The sequence below is a fragment of the Cloacibacillus porcorum genome (assembly GCF_001701045.1).
GTDB classification, from domain to species: Bacteria; Synergistota; Synergistia; order Synergistales; family Synergistaceae; genus Cloacibacillus; species Cloacibacillus porcorum.
In genome coordinates this window covers 380,471-397,928 of sequence record NZ_CP016757.1, presented here as the reverse complement: position 1 = coordinate 397,928, position 17,458 = coordinate 380,471, and the positions used below count along the sequence as shown (strand labels likewise).

Below are 17,458 nucleotides of genomic sequence, written 5' to 3'. Positions count from 1 at the left end.
TATTATGCCTCCGTATGTGTGGGATGGATTACGTTAAAGCACTGACGAAGCTCCGCAACGGGAATCTGTCCCGGGGCCGATGACTGCGAACCGACCGCGAAGGTGAGGTCCGAGCCGAAGAGTCCGCCGACGAGGCGCGTGACTGCGCCCGTGGGGTCCATCGACATAGTGATGATGGGAATACAGGGGAACTGGCGGCGCACCTCGAGGGTGGCGGAGAGCACGTTGAGAACGTCCTCCTCCTTCTGCGGCATCGCCGCGAGCTTCGCCACATGAGCGCCGGCGGCGATCTGCTGCTTGAGAATCGAAACCAGCTCGTCGCGGCTCGGGGTCTTCTTAAAGTCGTGGAATGATACGATCAGCGAGGTCTTCGTGCCGTCCAGAAGCTCAAGGACCTTTTTGATCTTGTCTTCGCCGTATATCAGCTCCACGTCGATGAAATCGACAAGGGCCTCTTTCACCGCGGCCTCGTAGACGCCGAACTTGGCCTCGTCGCTGACCTTCTTGAAGCCGCCCTCCCAGTCGCCGCGGCAGGTAAGGATGATGGGAGTTTCGCCGACGATGGCGCGCACCTCTTTTATCATCGCCAGCGAGGCCGCCTGATCTTCAATAAAATCCCAGGCGTCAATTCTAAGCTCGATGATATCCGGAGCGATCGAGGGGACATTCTTCGCCTCGGAGACTATTCCGTCATGATCCTTCCCTACGAGGGGGATACAGACCATCGGTTTCTCCCCGCCGAGGAGACCGTTTCTCGCCTGAATCGGATGCCTAGGCTGTAATCTTCTTACCTGCTTCATAAAAAAGCCCTCCTGTTTTATCTTATACTTTTCATTATGTGGAAACCACAACTGTTCTAAGGAAACATATATACATTATCGCTATATTACGGAATTGTCAAGATACCATTTAGCAGATTATTTTTCTATTCTGTGGAATAACAAAACTGTATTTCAAAGGCACGTTATGAAACGCCTATATAAACATAAAAAGGCACACCGCCGCGGCCGGATTGTGCCTGCGTCGTATTTTTGCTATAATGCAACGCAATCACGTTGCATTATAAGGAGCTTCGTAATGCTTCATATCGATATCACAAAAAGGCTGGACAGGTTTTCGCTTGAGATCGTACTTGATATTGACGTCCCGGGCATTACTGCGGTATTCGGACCTTCGGGAGCCGGCAAGAGTACGTTCGCGAAGATACTCGCCGGACTCTGTACACCGGACGGCGGGAGGATATCTTTTAATGAAAAGGTCTTTTTTGACGGCGACGCGGGCGTTAATCTCCCTCCCGAGAGACGCGGCGTCGGATTTCTGTTTCAGGAGCACCGGCTCTTTCCGCACATGAACGTCTTCAAAAACCTCTCCTTTGGCTGCTTCGCCGGAGGCAGGCCTCCCTGCGGCGACGTCGCCGAGATCGCAAAGGTCTTCGGCATCGACCACCTGCTCCGGCGAAGCCCCGCCTCTCTCTCCGGCGGGGAGAGCCAGCGCGCGGCGCTCGCCCGCGCGATACTCGCCGCGGAGAATTTTATCATCATGGACGAGCCTCTCTCCTCGCTTGACGACGCGCTCAGGGAGAATCTCATGGGGTATATCGAACGGATACCGCCGCTGTTCGGTATTCCGATAATTTATATAACTCACAGCAGAGAGGAGGTAACGCGTCTCGCGCAGAGGGTAATCCTCATCGAAGAGGGGCGGGTCATGGGCTGCGGCTCCCCCTCGAAGCTGTTAAAGAAGTGGAGGCGCACCGTCTCCCATCAGGATCAAAAATACGAAGGGATGGATAATCAATGAAAAAATTATTTGCCGCGCTGCTGGTACTGCTGGCTTTCTGCGCCGAGGCAGGCGCGGGGACGCCTGCCGTCACCACCGGGGCCGGTTATATGAAGATGGTGCAGGAGCTGGCGGCGGCCTACAAAGAAGAGAGCGGCAGGCCGCTTCAGGAGGTATATGGCGGCAATATCGGGCAGATGCTCGCGCAGATCGACGCCGGTAACGGAGTGAACGTCGTGATCAGTGACAAAGGAACGCTGAAAACGGCGAAGTCAAAGACCGGTATCGTCAGAATGCAGCCTCTGGGTTCGACGGTCCTCGTCCTCGCCTGGCGCAAAGGGCTCACGCTCTCTTCGCCGAACGACCTGACGGGCGACAATGTAAAATCAGTCGCCTACCCGGACCCGAAGGCGGCGATCTACGGACGCGCCGCCGCGAAGTACCTGGAGACAACGGGGCTGGGGGCAAAGATCGCGCCGAAGATCTCCCAGGTCTCGACCGTGCCGCAGGTCTTTTCCTACCTCGTGTCGGGAGAGATGGACGCGGGGTTCGTGAACCGCGTCGTAGTGCGCGCGGGCGGCGCAAAGATCGGCGGCTCGCTGGAGATACCCTCGGGATACCCGCCGATCGAGATGGTGGCGGCCGTCATAAAGGGAGCGGAAAACGACCCCTCCGTAGCCGATTTCCTCAAATTCCTCGGCAGCGGCAGGGCGAAGTCGATCATGAAAAGGCACGGCGTACAGTAAGAGGGGGATATCCACATCAACAGCGGATTCTTTTCCCCGACGCTAATATTTTCGATCAGGCTGACGGCTGTCAGCTGCGGCACGGCGCTGCTCCTTTTTCTCGCGCTGGGGCTGCCGGCGGCCCTTTGGTTCAGCCGTTCACGCTCGCTATGCGCGAGGGCGGCGGCCTTCTTTATCACGCTGCCGCTCGTCTTCCCGCCGATCGCCCTTGGATATATGCTGCTTCTGCTGCTCGGGCGCGGCGGCCCGCTTGGCTCCGCCGAGCATTACCTGGGGCTGCGGCTGGTCTTCTCGCAGGGGGCGGTGATCTTGAGCGCCTTCGTCGCGGGGCTGCCGCTCTTCGTCCGCCCCGCGCAGGCGGCCTTTCAGGAGCCGGGAATAATAAAGCTTGAGGAGGCTTCGCGCGTCCTCGGCTGCGGCCCGGTAAAGACCTTCTTCCTCGTCACGATGCCGCTGGCGAGGAGAAGCATCTTTTCGGGGCTGCTGCTTGCCGTGGCGCGCGCCTCGGGAGAGGTGGGCATCACAATGATGCTCGGCGGCAACATCGCCGGGCGCACCAACACGCTGTCGCTGGAAATATTCAACTGCGTCTCACGCGGAGATTTCGACGAGGCGACCAGCCTCTGTCTGCTGCTTGCCTCGGTCAGCATGGCGATATACTTTGTTCTGGACAGACTGCAAAAGGAGAGCTGATGATGTTTTACATATCCGACGGTTATATAGAAGAGCTGATCCATGAGGACCTTCAGCATATGGACCTCACTACCCTCTCGATGGGCATCGAGGAGGTGCCGGGGCAGATTACCGCCTTCCCCAAACGTGGCTGCCTCCTCGCCGGAGTTGAAGAGGCGGCGAGGATATTTGAAAAGTGCGGCGCAGAGGCCGAAATTTTGATTCCCTCAGGCACAAGGGCGGAGGGCGGCGAAAGCTGCCTGATCGTCCGCGGGACGGCTGGACGGCTTCATGCCTGCTACAAACTCGCCCAAAATGTGATGGAGTATTCCTCGGGCATCGCCACACGGACGGCGGCGATGCTTGAGGCGGCGCGCGCGGAGAATCCCGGCATACATGTCGCCGTGACGAGAAAGCACTTCCCCGGAGCCAAAGCGCTCTCGCTCAAAGCGGCGCTCGCGGGGGGAGCCTCCCTGCACCGCCTCGGCCTCTCGGATTCCATCCTGGCCTTCGATCAGCACCGGGTATTCACCGACGACTTTACCGCGCTTATCCCCCGGATGGCGGAGGCCTTTCCCGAAAAGAAGATTGAGGCGGAGGCCGACGGCCCCGAAGAGGCGATGAGCTATCTGCGCGCGGGCGCCGACATGGTACAGTGCGAACGCTTCGCGCCGGAGGCCCTTTCGGCCTTTGTCAAGGAGGCGAAGTCTGCATTTCCGAAGGCGGTCATCGCCGCCGCCGGCGGCATAAACGCCGACAACGCCGGAGAATACGCCGCGGCCGGCGTCGATATCCTTGTCACCTCGTGGGTCTATTTCGGCAAGCCGGAAGATATCAAAATGAAATTTTCACGGATATAAAAGAAAACCTTCTGACAATATATACCAACCGCGGCTCTCGGCAAAAGCATGGCTGAGGGCCGCGTTTTTATGCAATGTGTCAGCAACGCCCCTATTTTGTTCTTTATTATTCAATAAAAACAACGATTATTTCCCTTTTGCTCGGTTTCCAAAGCTTGAATTATTCCTTACAGCATGCTATCATAATTTTTGCAACATAGTTGCATTTAATATTCAACAGGAGGCACCACAATGAACAACGCACTTTTTACATTTGCAAGGCCAGAAAATGAACCCTCGATGAGTTATGCCCCCGGATGTCCCGAAAGAGAGCTGCTCAAAGAGGCCATAAGAGAGATCGAATCCGAGACCGCCGAGATACCGCTCGTCATAAACGGCGAGTTCGTCCGCACGGGAAACACCGGCAGCGTCGTGATGCCGCACGACCACGGGCATAAGCTCGCCGTTTACCATAAGGCGGGAGCCGAAGAGATGGAGCGCGCGATCGCGGCGGCAAACGCCGCCCACGAGAGCTGGAGCAATATGCCGTGGACGGAGCGCGCCTCTATAGTATTGAAGATAGCGGAACTTATAGATAAGAAATACCGTTATATACTGAACGCCGCGACGATGATGGGACAGAGCAAGAGCGTCTGGCAGGCGGAGATCGAGGCGGCGAGCGAAACGATCGACTATTTCCGTTTCGGCGTTCACTGCATGAACGAGCTCTACGGCGACCAGCCGGCCTCCGAGGAGGGCGTCATCAACCGTCTTGAGTACCGCCCGCTCGAGGGCTTCGTCTACGCCATCTCGCCCTTCAATTTCACGGCCCTCGCGGCGAATCTGCCGATGGCCCCCGTCATGATAGGCAACACGGTTGTCTGGAAACCGGCAACGACCTCGCTGCTTTCCAGCTGGTATCTGATGAAGATATTCATGGAGGCCGGCGTCCCAGCTGGCGTGCTGAACTTCATGCCCGGCCCCGGCTCGGTGGGCAGCGGCGTGGTGCTCAAGAGCAAAGACCTCGCCGGAATCCATTTCACCGGCTCGACACAGGTCTTCAACGGCCTTTGGAAGGGCGTCGCCGAGAATCTCTCCCTCTACCGCTCATATCCGAGGCTCGTCGGCGAGACGGGCGGCAAAGATTTTGTCTTCGTTCACGCGTCTGCGGATATAAAGGCTGCCGCCACAGCGATGGTCAGGGGCGCTTTCGAGTATCAGGGGCAGAAGTGCTCCGCGACCTCCCGCGCCTATATCCCCGCGAGCCGCTGGGATGAACTTAAGGCCGAGTTTGACATAATGATGCCGCAGGTGCGCACGGGCGACCCGCGCGATTTCCGGAATTTTGTCAACGCGGTGATCGACGAAGCCTCTTTTGACAACTGCATGGAGTATATCGAATATGCGAAGGGTTCGCCCAAGGCGGAGATACTCTTCGGCGGCACCGGCGATAAGAGCGTCGGGTATTTCGTACAGCCGACGATAATCAAGACAACCGATCCGCATTTCCGCTCAATGGAGGAGGAGATATTCGGCCCCATCCTCACCGTCTATGTCTATGACGACGATAAGTTCGCGGAGACGCTGGATATCTGCAACAATACCTCTCCCTACGCGCTGACGGGCGCGGTATTCGCCACCGACCGCGACGCGATCAACAGAGCCGAAAACGTCCTCAGATACGCGGCGGGGAACTTCTATATCAACGATAAGACAACCGCCGCCAGCATCGGGCTGCAGCCCTTCGGCGGCGCTAGAGCCTCGGGAACCAACGACAAGGCCGGCAGCAAGCTGAACCTGATCCGCTGGTGTTCGCCGAGGACGATCAAGGAAAACCTCCTGCCGCCGCATGATTTCAAGTACCCCTACATGCAGGAGGATTAACCGCTAAATCTGCTTATCCCGCTCTCCCAACTGGATAACGCCGCATCTGAGCAATGCGGCGGCATAAAAGAGCCGGCGTGCCCACGCCGGCTCTTTTTTTTGTCGTTTTATTGTGTTCTGTCCAAATAGCCTGGCCGCGCTTTGTCAGCGCTTTACCGGCATTCCCTCTTTCGGCAGGTATTTCAGGGGGTCAAGCGGCGTTCCCTTCGCGTTGCGCACCTCAAAATGGAGATGATTGGCCGTCGCGCGGCCTGTGCGCCCCACTTTGGCGATCACGTCGCCCTGTTTGACCCGCTGGCCGACCTTGACGTCGTTGGATGAATTATGCGAATAGAGGGTCCAAAGCTTGCCGTTATGGTTGATGACGATGACCTTGCCGTATCCACGGAATCCCGGCCCGCCGTTGGAGACGACCTCAACGACGCCGTCAAGTACGGCAAGTACGGGAGTACCCTTCGGGGCCAGGAGGTCAACGCCGGTATGCCGGCGTCTCTTGCGGCTGAAACCGCGGCTGAAGGTGCAGGACTTCAGCGGCCATTTCATATCTTTTATAAAATCAGGCGCTCCGCCTGATATCATTTCCTCTTTATCCCATTCGATATCTCCCGGCGAGGCAAGTTTTCTGATCGCCGTCTCGAGCGGGTCTTCCTGGAATTCCTGATAGTCCACCCCATCCGCGAAGAGCGGCGCGGGAACGGCTAATGAGAGCAGGAACAGCAGCGTGCCGGCAGCGGCGAACGCCTTAAACGGAAGTTTCATTGATCTGTCAGCAGAGAGAGCATCTCATCCATGATCTTTGAATCATGCCTGCCGTTGCGCATCTTCATAGAATGGTCAGCTCCTTCTATCACATAATATCTCTTGTTTTCCCGGGGAATGTTTATCGCCTCTAGAAGAGAGCGGCAGGCCGCGTCAGAGAAGATGGCGTCGTTCGAGCCGCGGAAGGCCACCGCCTCCCTCGCCCGGATATCGTTGAGCATCTCGGTATCGACGCTCTCGCGCAGCGTGGAGAGGATCGGCAGCGGCATCATCGTACGCTCCGCCTCGGGCATCGAAACAAGTCCAGTACCGCTGAGGATCACCTTACCGACGGCGTATCCTTCGCCGCAGGCAAGCGCCAGCGCGATTATGCCGCCAAGCGAAAAGCCCCATATCCACAATTCAGGGGGAGATTGAGACTCCACATGGCGCAGCGCGGCCGCGCAGTCGTCAAGCTCGTTTCGGAAGCTCTTCCCGCGAAATGCCTCCATTATCCAGCCGCCGACATCGTCGCAGTAGTCTTCGCGGTTCGCGGCCCTCCGGCTCGTCTCACAGAGCCAGGGCGTGAAGCCGCGCTCCGCCAGGATGCAGGCAAGGTGACGGAATTTATTATACGGCGAGAGGTTGGCGCTGCTGTGGACGCCGTGAAGCAGCAGCACATGCACGCCGTTTGCCGCCTCCGGATAGAGGCGGCTCAGTTTGACCTGCCGGGCACCGAAGCTGCCCGGCAGGATAGTTGTCTCGTTTTTGAATTTATCCGCCATTATCTCTTTATTATACAGGTCATTCCGTTGGAGACAGAATGATCGGAATAAATATCAAACATGCCTGCCGATAAATAGCTTTGGGTCTGCCGCGCTAAGCCGCGTACCAACACGGCGCAGGGGCGGCAAACCCAAAGTTATGGCGCGCAAATGGCCTGTATAATTCTTATTTTCCCTGATGTGCGGCGAGCGCGCAGGCTGAGGCGATCGAAAGGAGCTTCGCCTCGGCGGAGTCGGCGCGGCTGGTGAGGACGATCGGGGCCTTCGCGCCGAGAACGATGCCGGCGGTCTTATTCTCTGAGAAGTAGACTATCGCCTTCGCGAGCATGTTGCCGGACTCGATTGTCGGGACATGGAGAATGTCGGCGTATCCGGCGACATCTGATTTGATCCCCTTGTGGTGCGCCGATTCGGGAGATACGGCGTTGTCGAGCGCGAGAGGTCCGTCGATCAGGCAGCCCTTGATCTGGCCGCGGCGGTTCATCTGCGTGAGGATGGCGGCGTCGATCGTCGGCGGCATATCGGGGTTCACCACTTCGACGGCGGCGAGGGCGGCGACCTTCGGGCAGGCCACGCCGAAAGCGTGCGCGAGCTCGACGACGTTCTTCACGATATCGACCTTCACCTTGAGTTCAGGATACATGTTGAAGGCGGGGTCGGAGATGAAGAATACGCGGTCATAGCCCTTTATCTGATGAATATAAACGTGTGAAAGCGTCTTGCCGCTGCGGAGGCCCTTTTCCTTATTGAGCACGCCGCGCAGGAAGTTGGCGGTGGCGACCATACCCTTCATAACGATCTGGGCCTCGCCGCTGGAGACGAGTTCGACGGCCTTGAGCGCCGCGGCCGCCTCGCCGCCTCTCTCGTCCACTATTTCATAGTTGGCGAGATCAATTCCAAGCTTGTCGGTCACCTCTTTGATCTTATCGGCGTTGCCGACGAGGAATGCATTCGCGATACCGGCTTTGCGCGCGTTCTCAACGGCTTCCATTACCTCGGCGTCTTCGGCGCAGGCGACGCTGATCTTTTTGGGTCCGACTTCCTTGGCGTAGACAAGAAGCTGATCGAGATTACGAATCTGTTCCATCTGTAAAAAACCTCCCTAAATTTACGGCCCTCTGCGAGCGGCCAAAGCTTACAAAGATATGTGACTCATTATACACTCAAATTTTTTGTTTGTAGAATCTATTAACGCAATTTGACTTACGATTTTACACCAAGAGATATTATCTTCGTAAAGGCCCGCTCGGGCGTCAGGTCAAGGTATTCGACCTTCTCTTCGGGGAAGAAGAATACCAGCCCCGTCGTCGGATTCGGCGAGGTAGGGACGAAGATCGTCAGCTGTACGGAACCGTCCTCAAGTACCTCGCGCCGCGAGACGAAGCCGATGATATAGCCCCCGGCGACCGGCACCTTCGCAGTCCCGAGATAGCTGTTTTCACCGCCGCGCGCCGTGAATGTCTGGATGATGTCGCGGAAGGTCGTATACCAGCCGCCGATCACTGGTATCTTTGTAATGACAAACTGCTCCAATAGGCTGAGGACCGACCTTTCGCGGCGGCGCAGTTTCCTGCCGATGTATACGAGCAGAAAGACGAGAAAGACGCTGATCGCCGCCGTCGTTCTAAGCGACTGGGTAATGCCGAAGATCTTCGAGCCGATCGACTCGAAGAAGTACAGCAGATAATAGAAGATGAATATGAAGAGGGCAAGCGGCAGCAGCGCCACACAGCCAAGGAAAAAATCGCGCCCGAGCCTTCCGAGAAAGCTCACCTTGCTCCGCTCCGCTTTTTCCGCCGCGTTGTTCTTTTTATCGGAATCCATACAATCACCGCTCCTAGACTTGTCAATTACACCCGCCATGCGCTATTCTATCATCAGAAGAGTTCAGGGGGTATCAGCATGAAAACACAAAGAAACTGGATCTACTATATAACACTTTTCCTTGTGTCCACATATTTTACACTTTACCACAGGTTGTCGGTATACGGGAAGGAGAAAATTCCGCGGGACCGCACGGTCATCGTCGCGCCTAACCACGCGAGCTATCTCGACCCTCCGGTCGTCGGCTATGCCTTCTATCCGGAATATCTCAAATTCATCGCCTGGGAAAAATTGTTTTCCTTTCCTCCGCTGGGAGCATTTCTGCGCGCGATGGGCTCCGTCCCCGTCTCGCCGGAGAATAAAAACAGCTCCGCCGCGCTGCTGCGCCTCGTCATGGGCTTTATAGAGGAGGGATATAACGTCTTCATCTGCCCCGAGGGACACCGGACCGAAAACGGACGGCTTCAGCCGCTTGAGGGCGGCGTGGCGATCATGTCGCTCAAGACCGGCGCCCCGGTGATCCCCACATATGCGGCGGGGACCTACCGCGCACTCTCCCCACAGATGAAGTTTCCCCGTCCCCGCAAGCTGACGGTGACATTCGGCGATCCCATCGACCCCGCGGCGCTGCCCGAAGGGCTGACGGAAAAGGAGAAACGCCGCTACATCCTAGACAAGATCGAGGAGTTTTACCGGGCCGAGGACGCCAAAGACAAAGCAAAATATCCGCTGGATTAATTTGCATTCGCGGCGGTTGGATATATAATAATTAAAAACATTTTAATAGAGTTGGTTTCCGTTCCCGGGGAGTCGCTCCGCGGGTGGGGAGAGGACGGCGCGATATTGTCGATAAGAGTCTTTTCCCTATGGAAAAGGCTCTTTTATTTACGGGGATGATTGAATGGACGAGGTAAGAAAAGAGGAAAACAGAATCGGGGTCGCGGCGGTGATCGTCGAAGACCCGGGCAGCGTGCGCGAAGTGAACGAGGTGCTGCACAACTTCAGCAGCCTAATCGTCGGGCGGCTCGGGATACCCTACAGGGAACGTGGAGTCAGCGTAATCTCCGTGGTCCTTGACGGCGTGCCGGACCAGATCAGCGCGCTGACGGGAAAGCTAGGTAAGATAAAGTCGGTCACCGTTAAGGCCGTCATGTCTAAAAAATGATCTTATTTAAAAGGAGCGAAGATAAAATGAAAAAAATCGTCACGGCATTACTTGCGGTATTGATATTCGCCGCGGGGGCGTTTGCGGCGGACTATCCCGCGAAGCTCGCCATCACCTATGTGAAGGCCCCCCTCAACGTTCCCTCGATCGTAGCTAAGTATAACAAAAGCTTTGAGACGGCCTATCCCGGCGTGGCGCTATCCTTCCCCGAACTGACGGAGGGGCCGAAGCAGACCGCCGCGCTCGCGGCGGGCGAAATCGGCATCGCCAGCTGCCTCGGAGCCACCTCGGCGCTGCTCGCCGCCTCCGAGGGGCTGGACATAAAAATCGTCGGCATCTACTCCCGCGCACCCAAAGCCTTCATGATCGTCGTGAAGGACCCCGCGATAAAATCTGTGCGCGACCTCAAAGGCAAAAAAGTGGCCGGCCCCAAGGGGACGATACTCCACCAGCTGCTCGCCGCCGCCCTCGAAAAAGAGGGCATGACGGTCAAGGATGTACAGTTCATACAGATGGACCTGCCCTCAGGCGCGAACGCCCTCGCGAAGGGCAGCGTCGACGCGGCGCTGCTCGCGGGACCGGCGGCCTATAACACCCTCGCCTCCGGCGCGAGAATGCTGAAAAACGGCGAAGGGCTCGTCGACGCGACCATCGTGATCGCAACGACGGAAAAATTTCTCAGAGAATACCCGAAGGCCGTCGAGACCTTTATGGAGACACACAAAAAAAGCATCGAATGGATGAAGAAAAACCCGCTGGCGGCGAAAGAGATGACCCAAAAAGAGACGGGGCTGCCGATGGCCGGCGTTGAGGCGATGTACCCCTGGTACGACTTCGACCCGCAAATACGCAAAGCAGATATCGAAGAGCTGGTGCGCACACAGAAATTCATGCTAGACAACGGCCTCCAGCGCAAGAAAATCGACGACGTCAGGAAGCTGGTGCGCTAAAATGGCGCTTATGGATACGCCGCGCGCGAACCGGCTGCACATCGCCTTCTACGGCAGGCGCAACGCGGGCAAGTCAAGCCTCATCAACATGGTCACGGCACAGCAGACCGCGCTCGTCTCAGAATACGCGGGTACCACTACGGACCCCGTCATCAAGAGCATGGAACTTCTGCCGCTAGGACCGATCGCCGTCATCGACACGGCGGGGCTTGACGACACGGGGGAGCTTGGAGAGCTGCGCATCGAACGCTCAAAAGAGATGATGAACCGCACCGACCTCGCGCTGCTCGTCGTCGGCGCGGCGGAGGCCTCTGCCCCCGAGCAGGGGCTCGCGCTTGAGAAAAAATGGCTCGCGGAGCTGCGCGACCGCAAAATAACCGTCATCGGCGTACTAAATCAGATAGACAGAATCTCACCGGAGAGGGCCGATACAATAAGGACGGAGCTCGAGGACGAATTTGGGATCCCCTTCACGGCGGTATCGGCGCTGGACAAAAAATACCGTCCGGCCCTGCTCTCCGCGATCATCAAAAACGCCCCCACCGACTTTGAGACGCCTACGCTGACCGGCGACCTCTTCGCCCCCGGCGCGTCGGTCGTGCTCGTCGCGCCGCAGGACATCCAGGCTCCGAAGGGACGCCTGATACTGCCGCAGGTACAGGTGATACGCGACATCCTCGACCACAAGGGCATGGCCCTCACCTGTACCGCCGACCAGCTGCCCGAAATGCTCGCGGCGCTCAGGGAGCCGCCGGCGCTTGTCGTCACCGACTCGCAGGTCTTCGGCCGCGTCAACGCTCTGCTGCCGCGCGAGGTGCCGCTCACCTCGTTCTCCATCATCATGGCCCGCAGCAAGGGCGAGCTCTCAGTATTCGTCGAGGGGGCGAGGGCGATAGACAAGCTCAAACCGACGGATAAAGTCCTCATCGCCGAGGCCTGCACCCACGCGCCGCTCAACGAAGACATCGGACGCGAAAAACTGCCGCGCTGGCTGCGCGAAAGAGCCGGAGAGGGGCTCGTCACAGAGATAGCCACCGGCCTCGACTTCCCGAAAAACCTCGGCGACTACGCGCTGATACTCCACTGCGGCGGCTGCATGTTCAACCGCAAGCAGCTCATGAGCCGCATCGTCGAAGCCCAGGCCGCCGGCGTACCCATCACCAACTACGGCATCGCGATCGCGCAGCTGAACGGCATCCTGGAACGCGTAACGGAGATGTTCAAAATATAAGCCTGCATTGAATAGGAGGGGCGTACGCTTCGCCCCTCCTATTTTAGTTAAACACTATGGAAACCAGACGCTGTCACCTATCACAAACAAACCCTCTTTCTACAAGAGCCTTCTATCGTTTACGTCTGCGAACTACAGCCCAGCCAACCGCCACAGACATCAGAGAAACTACCGGAATTCCGCTGTTACAGCCGCCGCCTGTTCCAGCGGGCAGTCCTTCCGCTTTCGGCTCGGCGGGAGGGGCCAGGTAATATTCACGCGGCGTCAGCTTCTTGCCTGCGGCAAGTTTTTCAACGTCACGGTCGTCCCAGACGACGCCTCCGGGGAACTCTATCCTTGTAAGCTTTGAGCCCCGGAACCAGTCTTTTATCCTCACGCTTCCGCCGTCGAGGTCAAAGACCATGTCGCCGCCGTCTCTCGCCGCGGTCACCTCTTCCGGCTCGATCTCCAGATGGAACCGCAGAACATTTTTCTTATCTCCAAGCGTTATCGTGTCATTGCCGTCGCCCTTGCGGTAATAATAGACGTTGTCGCCGCTGCCGCCGCTGATGGCGTCGTCGCCTTTGCCGGCAAAGAGGAATGCGTTCTTTGTCTTCCCCGAGAGGCTGTCGCGGCCATCGGTGCCCCGCAGCCGCTCTTCTATCATTAGCGGCGTGATGTCGATCTCCGGTTCGCGTACAACGGCTAATTTTTTCACCTCGCGGCCACTGAGTTTCCGGCCTCCGGCGAAGGTTACCTCAAAGAAATCCGAGCCCATACGTTTGAACCATCCCGGCAGCTTGATCTTGTTGAGCCCTCCCTTGATACGGACCACCAGGTCGTCGTCGACACGGGTAAAATCAAGATATTCAGGCTTTACCAGCGTGCCAAGCGCCAGTTTTCTAAGGCCTGTATCGCTCAGCGTCATGGTACCGTCGCCAAGCTGGTAACTAAAAGTATCGCCAGCGGCTCCGCGCGGATGCATAGCCATCGCGGCGTTGGAAGGGGGCGGGAGCGTGACGGCGTCGCCAATGTCATAATCTCCCGTAATAGAAGCCGCCACCACGACGCGCCGTCCGTCAAAGCCGTAGACGTTCTCCACTACCATCTTCCATTCTCCGGCCACGGCGGCGTCGCCCGAAAGGGCGAAGGCCAGAGTATTATCCGCAGAGGTAGGCGTTTGTTTCGCGGCGACAACCTCGCCAGCCGGATTCCGAAGACTGACCGTCAAAGTTGGCACCGCGTCGTCGGATACTACAAGGTCCGGGGCCGAACTGTCGGCAATACGGTCTGTTACCGTAAAGACAAAGCTCACATCGTCGCTGGTGGCGATATTGTTTACGGTAACGCCGTTATTATAGACGACCGATTTTAGGTTGAGGCTGTTCATCGCAACCGGCTGTCCGCCGAGCGCGCCGTATTCACCGCCGACGGCGTCAGAGAGGCTCTCCTCGTCATCCGCCTTGAAGAGGATGGGATCGATCAAGGCGTTCACAAAATCTCTGGCCAGTCCGCCCTCCGCATGGTTAAGAGAAAATTCCCCGTTGATATAGATAAGCTTGCCGCCGTTATCTCCATATTCGATTGTCGTTCCGGCGGGGACATACGTAAGGTTATAATCCAGTTCCGGGCCCCAAGGACCCCATATCATGCTTTCAAACACATACGTGCCGATAGCGAACGCGCTGGTATTGCCGGGGTCGCTGATCAGGGAATGATCTCTGGCCGAAAGCGCGGAAACCATGTTGAACGTGTCCTGTCCGTGCATGTACTGTTTGATATGGTTCGCCCAGGCGGAAACCCTGGTACTGATAGATTTCGTCGCTCCGTAAGGTTTGGGCAGTCCAGAGAAAGAATAGAAACGCAGTCCCTTGGAGAATCCCACCATCCCGGGGAAGGCCGTGCTCTTGCCGCTGGTAACGACGGTGCCGCCATTCCGGACAAACTGCATGACGTTGATCACGGTGTCCGTGTCGTAGTTGCCGTTGTAGTCAAAGGCAGGGTCGGAACCGATGAAGAGGACGCCATCGCCTAGATATGATAAATCTGCTGTTGCCAGGGCATCTTTTGATATTGCTATATATTTTTCTCCCTCGGACATACCTTTTGATACAAACATCGCGCTTTGATCTGACGCAGTTTCATATTGGCTTGTGGCTGCGGCTATTTTTAGTGGAACTAAATCTGCAAGCCATTCATTAGCAATATGACTATCAAGTTCACCCACATTTCCCGTATAAGAAGTATTTTCTTCTACAGTCTTATATTCAATTTTATAAAAACTTATATCAGGACTGGTTACCTTCAACGCGACTCTGTTTCTTCCGTCTACTATACATGCAAAAATCCCCTTGCCGTTAGTTTTAACAGTATATTTATTTGAATCTTCAGTCCAACTACTTCCGCCCAATCCCCATGCAATAGATATCTCAGCGTTAATAACTGGAATTGGGCGCATTCCTTTAACCTGATTTGGTTTCACTATACGTCCGCTAAACACAACGGGTTTTAAAACTCCCATCTGGGCATAATCAATAAATTGGTCTGATGATATTGTAGATAAATCACGGAATAAGTTATATGCTATTCCGAAAGGTGTAATCTCATAATTGATATTTTGCTGTTCCCGCTGTGCCCGAATAAGAGTAGTTAATCCGTAACTCCATGTCCCTTCATCTTTTATCCAGTTCCCGGTTACATCAGGAGACGTTGTATGACTTGACCACCCACTTACTATATGAAAGTAGGGGGTAGATGAAGATGTTGAGAGCATATCAAATGCATACCCATCAACAATACTTGCGTGCCCACCTTCATATGGTGATGTTAAATCAAGAGCAAGTAACACGGGAAAACCTAAATCAAGGTTCGTAATTATGGTATTATTTATTGTCTTTTTATAGATAGAGTAGAAAACTGGATTATGTCCAGGAACTACAAATCCGGGAGCCATAACATACCGACTAGTGTTACTAGGAAATTCTAATAATCCATTAAACACATTGTTTATATTGTTTAACGTTGTTGCTGTTCCTTTTACGATGTCATACGTTGCACCAAACGCAATACCGATGTCACGTATCATTGGGCTTATATATTGTGACACTTTGGCCGAGACTGCAGGGGTCATATTATCGCCGTGAAAACATGACATTTCTTCAATATTATAACTTGTCTGTATTCGAGGATACGTAAATGCAAGCGTTAGAAATTGATCATCGCTACCTATCAATGAGGAATATTTTCTATTTATATAAAAGTTATTTTTTGATTGTCCTAAAGCAAAATTTTGCTGGACTGAAAAGATTGTTGTTGGTGAACTTAGTGATACTGGGTTCTTCTTTGCTATCAAGTAATGGAATAACTGAGCTACGGATAACGGGCCACAGCCAACTGGATACTGCTCATTATCCTCAACATTACCTGCATGCAGTGTATTAATATCAGTGCTTTCTGTTAATTTATAAAAAGTAGTCTCATAGTCAAATGGATAAGACTGTGCCCAATACTGTTCATTGCCTAATAAACGATCAACCGAGCCTATGAAACAAACTCTGTAAATAAAGAAATCGCCCAAAAAGGCCTTCTGTGATAAATTAAAATTACTTACAGGAGGCCTTTAAAATGGCAAAAGATAAGAAGATTACTCACAAAGTTCAGATGACAGACGGGAAAAGAGATATCATCAGATACCTACTTCAGGAATACGATATCAAATCTGCAAAGGATATCCAGGATGCGCTGAAAGATCTTCTGGGGGGTACGATTAAAGAGATGATGGAGACTGAGATGGACGAACATCTCGGTTATAAGAAATCTCAGCGTTCAGAAGGCAGCGACTACCGCAACGGATACAAACAAAAGCATGTAAACTCAAGTTTTGGAGAGTTTTGCATAGACGTTCCTCAGGACAGGGAATCCAGCTTCGATCCTAAGATAGTAAGAAAGCGACAAAAAGATATTTCCGAGATAGACCAGAAAATAATATCTATGTACGCTAAAGGAATGACTACCCGTCAGATATCGGCAACGATACAGGATATTTACGGGTTCGACGTTTCAGAAGGCTTCATATCGGATGTGACTGACAAGATAATGCCGCAGATCGAAGAATGGCAGAACAGGGCACTCTCCGAAGTCTATCCCATTGTTTTTATAGATGCGATTCATTATTCTGTCAGGGAAGATAACGCTGTAAAGAAGCTCGCAGCCTATGTAATACTTGGAATCAACAGCAACGGTATAAAAGAAGTGCTTTGTCTGCAGGTGGGAGAAAATGAAAGCGCCAAATACTGGCTGACAGTCCTGAATTCCCTGAAGAACCGTGGTGTAAAGGATATCTTCATTCTCTGTGCAGACGGCCTTAGCGGAATGCGCGAAGCAGTAGAAAGTGCGTTCCCGCAGACTGAATACCAGCGCTGCCTTATACATCAGGTCAGGAGCACTATGAAATATGTGGTTGAAAAAGACCGCAAAGAATTTGCCGCAGACCTAAAAACAATATATCAAGCTCCCGACGAGTCCCATGCGCTGGAAGCGAGGGAGCATGTTGCTGAGAAGTGGGGATTAAAATATGCAAATGCAGTGAAGGGGTGGGAGCGCAACTGGGATACGATCTCTCCGATATTTAAATTTTCTTGCCAGGTAAGAAAGGTCATTTACACGACAAACGCGATAGAAAGCCTTAATTCCACCTATCGCAGGCTCAACAGCCAAAGAAGCGTATTCCCCAGCGCAGGCGCCCTTCTGAAAGCCTTATATCTTGCTACTTTTGAAGCAACCAAGAAATGGAGTATGCCAGTTAGGAACTGGCGCAGTATCCTTGGTGAACTAGCTGTAATGTATGAAGGACGGATGCCTGAATAG

Annotated in this window: 16 protein-coding genes and 1 pseudogene; 10 read left to right on the top strand and 7 right to left on the bottom strand. The window is 54.6% G+C overall.

The window, feature by feature from the left end; all coding sequences use genetic code 11:
• Window positions 1-2: 2 nt before the first annotated feature.
• Window positions 3-800, bottom strand: coding sequence for a type I 3-dehydroquinate dehydratase (gene aroD / locus BED41_RS01790; protein WP_066742323.1), 798 nt, complete (start codon window positions 798-800; stop codon window positions 3-5).
• A gap of 277 nt (window positions 801-1,077) precedes the next feature.
• Here aroD and BED41_RS01785 point away from each other — a divergent pair, with 277 nt between their 5' ends.
• From BED41_RS01785 to pruA, 5 genes are all read left to right on the top strand, one after another.
• Window positions 1,078-1,800, top strand: coding sequence for an ATP-binding cassette domain-containing protein (locus tag BED41_RS01785; RefSeq protein ID WP_066742319.1), 723 nt, complete (start codon window positions 1,078-1,080; stop codon window positions 1,798-1,800).
• Entirely contained in the window at window positions 1,797-2,525 is a 729-nt protein-coding gene (modA, locus tag BED41_RS01780; RefSeq protein WP_066742309.1) for a molybdate ABC transporter substrate-binding protein, read from the top strand. The genes BED41_RS01785 and modA overlap by 4 nt, the downstream gene beginning before the upstream one ends.
• A 9-nt stretch (window positions 2,526-2,534) precedes the next feature.
• The gene (locus BED41_RS01775; protein WP_307755958.1) at window positions 2,535-3,218 is read left to right on the top strand and encodes a molybdate ABC transporter permease subunit; all 684 of its coding nucleotides are present in this window, start codon (window positions 2,535-2,537) and stop codon (window positions 3,216-3,218) included.
• The gene (gene modD, locus BED41_RS01770; RefSeq protein ID WP_066742303.1) at window positions 3,218-4,057 is read left to right on the top strand and encodes a ModD protein; all 840 of its coding nucleotides are present in this window, start codon (window positions 3,218-3,220) and stop codon (window positions 4,055-4,057) included. Before BED41_RS01775 ends, modD begins: the two co-directional genes overlap by 1 nt.
• A 231-nt stretch (window positions 4,058-4,288) precedes the next feature.
• On the top strand, window positions 4,289-5,920 hold the full coding sequence (gene pruA, locus BED41_RS01765) for an L-glutamate gamma-semialdehyde dehydrogenase (RefSeq protein ID WP_066742301.1): 1,632 nt from the start codon (window positions 4,289-4,291) through the stop codon (window positions 5,918-5,920).
• Window positions 5,921-6,064: 144 nt separating this feature from the next.
• Here the strand turns inward: pruA and BED41_RS01760 are convergent, their stop codons facing one another.
• The 4 genes from BED41_RS01760 to BED41_RS01745 all read right to left on the bottom strand — a co-directional run bounded on the left by BED41_RS01760 (window position 6,065) and on the right by BED41_RS01745 (window position 9,267).
• Window positions 6,065-6,679, bottom strand: a complete 615-nt coding sequence (locus BED41_RS01760) for a M23 family metallopeptidase (protein WP_066742298.1) — start codon at window positions 6,677-6,679, stop codon at window positions 6,065-6,067.
• On the bottom strand, window positions 6,676-7,443 hold the full coding sequence (locus tag BED41_RS01755; RefSeq protein ID WP_066742296.1) for an alpha/beta hydrolase: 768 nt from the start codon (window positions 7,441-7,443) through the stop codon (window positions 6,676-6,678). Before BED41_RS01755 ends, BED41_RS01760 begins: the two co-directional genes overlap by 4 nt.
• Window positions 7,444-7,609: 166 nt before the next feature.
• On the bottom strand, window positions 7,610-8,530 hold the full coding sequence (locus BED41_RS01750) for a phosphate butyryltransferase (RefSeq protein ID WP_066742294.1): 921 nt from the start codon (window positions 8,528-8,530) through the stop codon (window positions 7,610-7,612).
• A gap of 116 nt (window positions 8,531-8,646) precedes the next feature.
• The gene (locus BED41_RS01745; protein WP_168160211.1) at window positions 8,647-9,267 is read right to left on the bottom strand and encodes a DUF502 domain-containing protein; all 621 of its coding nucleotides are present in this window, start codon (window positions 9,265-9,267) and stop codon (window positions 8,647-8,649) included.
• Window positions 9,268-9,345: 78 nt separating this feature from the next.
• On the opposite strand from BED41_RS01745, the gene BED41_RS01740 reads away from it, so the two are divergent.
• The 4 genes from BED41_RS01740 (at window position 9,346) to hydF (ending at window position 12,613) form a co-directional block, all read left to right on the top strand.
• Complete coding sequence (locus BED41_RS01740; protein ID WP_066742292.1) at window positions 9,346-10,005, top strand: lysophospholipid acyltransferase family protein; 660 nt, start codon at window positions 9,346-9,348, stop codon at window positions 10,003-10,005.
• 163 nt (window positions 10,006-10,168) lie between these two features.
• Window positions 10,169-10,432, top strand: a complete 264-nt coding sequence (locus tag BED41_RS01735; RefSeq protein WP_066742290.1) for a TM1266 family iron-only hydrogenase system putative regulator — start codon at window positions 10,169-10,171, stop codon at window positions 10,430-10,432.
• Window positions 10,433-10,458: 26 nt separating this feature from the next.
• A complete protein-coding gene (locus BED41_RS01730) occupies window positions 10,459-11,382 on the top strand; it encodes an ABC transporter substrate-binding protein (protein ID WP_066742288.1) in 924 nt (307 codons plus the stop codon).
• A gap of 1 nt (window position 11,383) precedes the next feature.
• The gene (gene hydF, locus BED41_RS01725; protein ID WP_066742285.1) at window positions 11,384-12,613 is read left to right on the top strand and encodes a [FeFe] hydrogenase H-cluster maturation GTPase HydF; all 1,230 of its coding nucleotides are present in this window, start codon (window positions 11,384-11,386) and stop codon (window positions 12,611-12,613) included.
• Between the two features lie 112 nt (window positions 12,614-12,725).
• On the opposite strand, the gene BED41_RS16700 is transcribed toward hydF, so the two are convergent.
• Window positions 12,726-14,711 (bottom strand): calcium-binding protein, encoded by a 1,986-nt coding sequence (locus tag BED41_RS16700; RefSeq protein ID WP_229712370.1) that lies wholly within the window; start codon window positions 14,709-14,711, stop codon window positions 12,726-12,728.
• 609 nt (window positions 14,712-15,320) lie between these two features.
• A pseudogene (locus BED41_RS16890) lies at window positions 15,321-16,169 on the bottom strand (C10 family peptidase); the annotation flags it as partial.
• A 47-nt stretch (window positions 16,170-16,216) separates the two neighbouring features.
• Between BED41_RS16890 and BED41_RS01715 the strand changes: the two are divergent.
• Window positions 16,217-17,458, top strand: a complete 1,242-nt coding sequence (locus BED41_RS01715) for an IS256 family transposase (protein ID WP_066742107.1) — start codon at window positions 16,217-16,219, stop codon at window positions 17,456-17,458.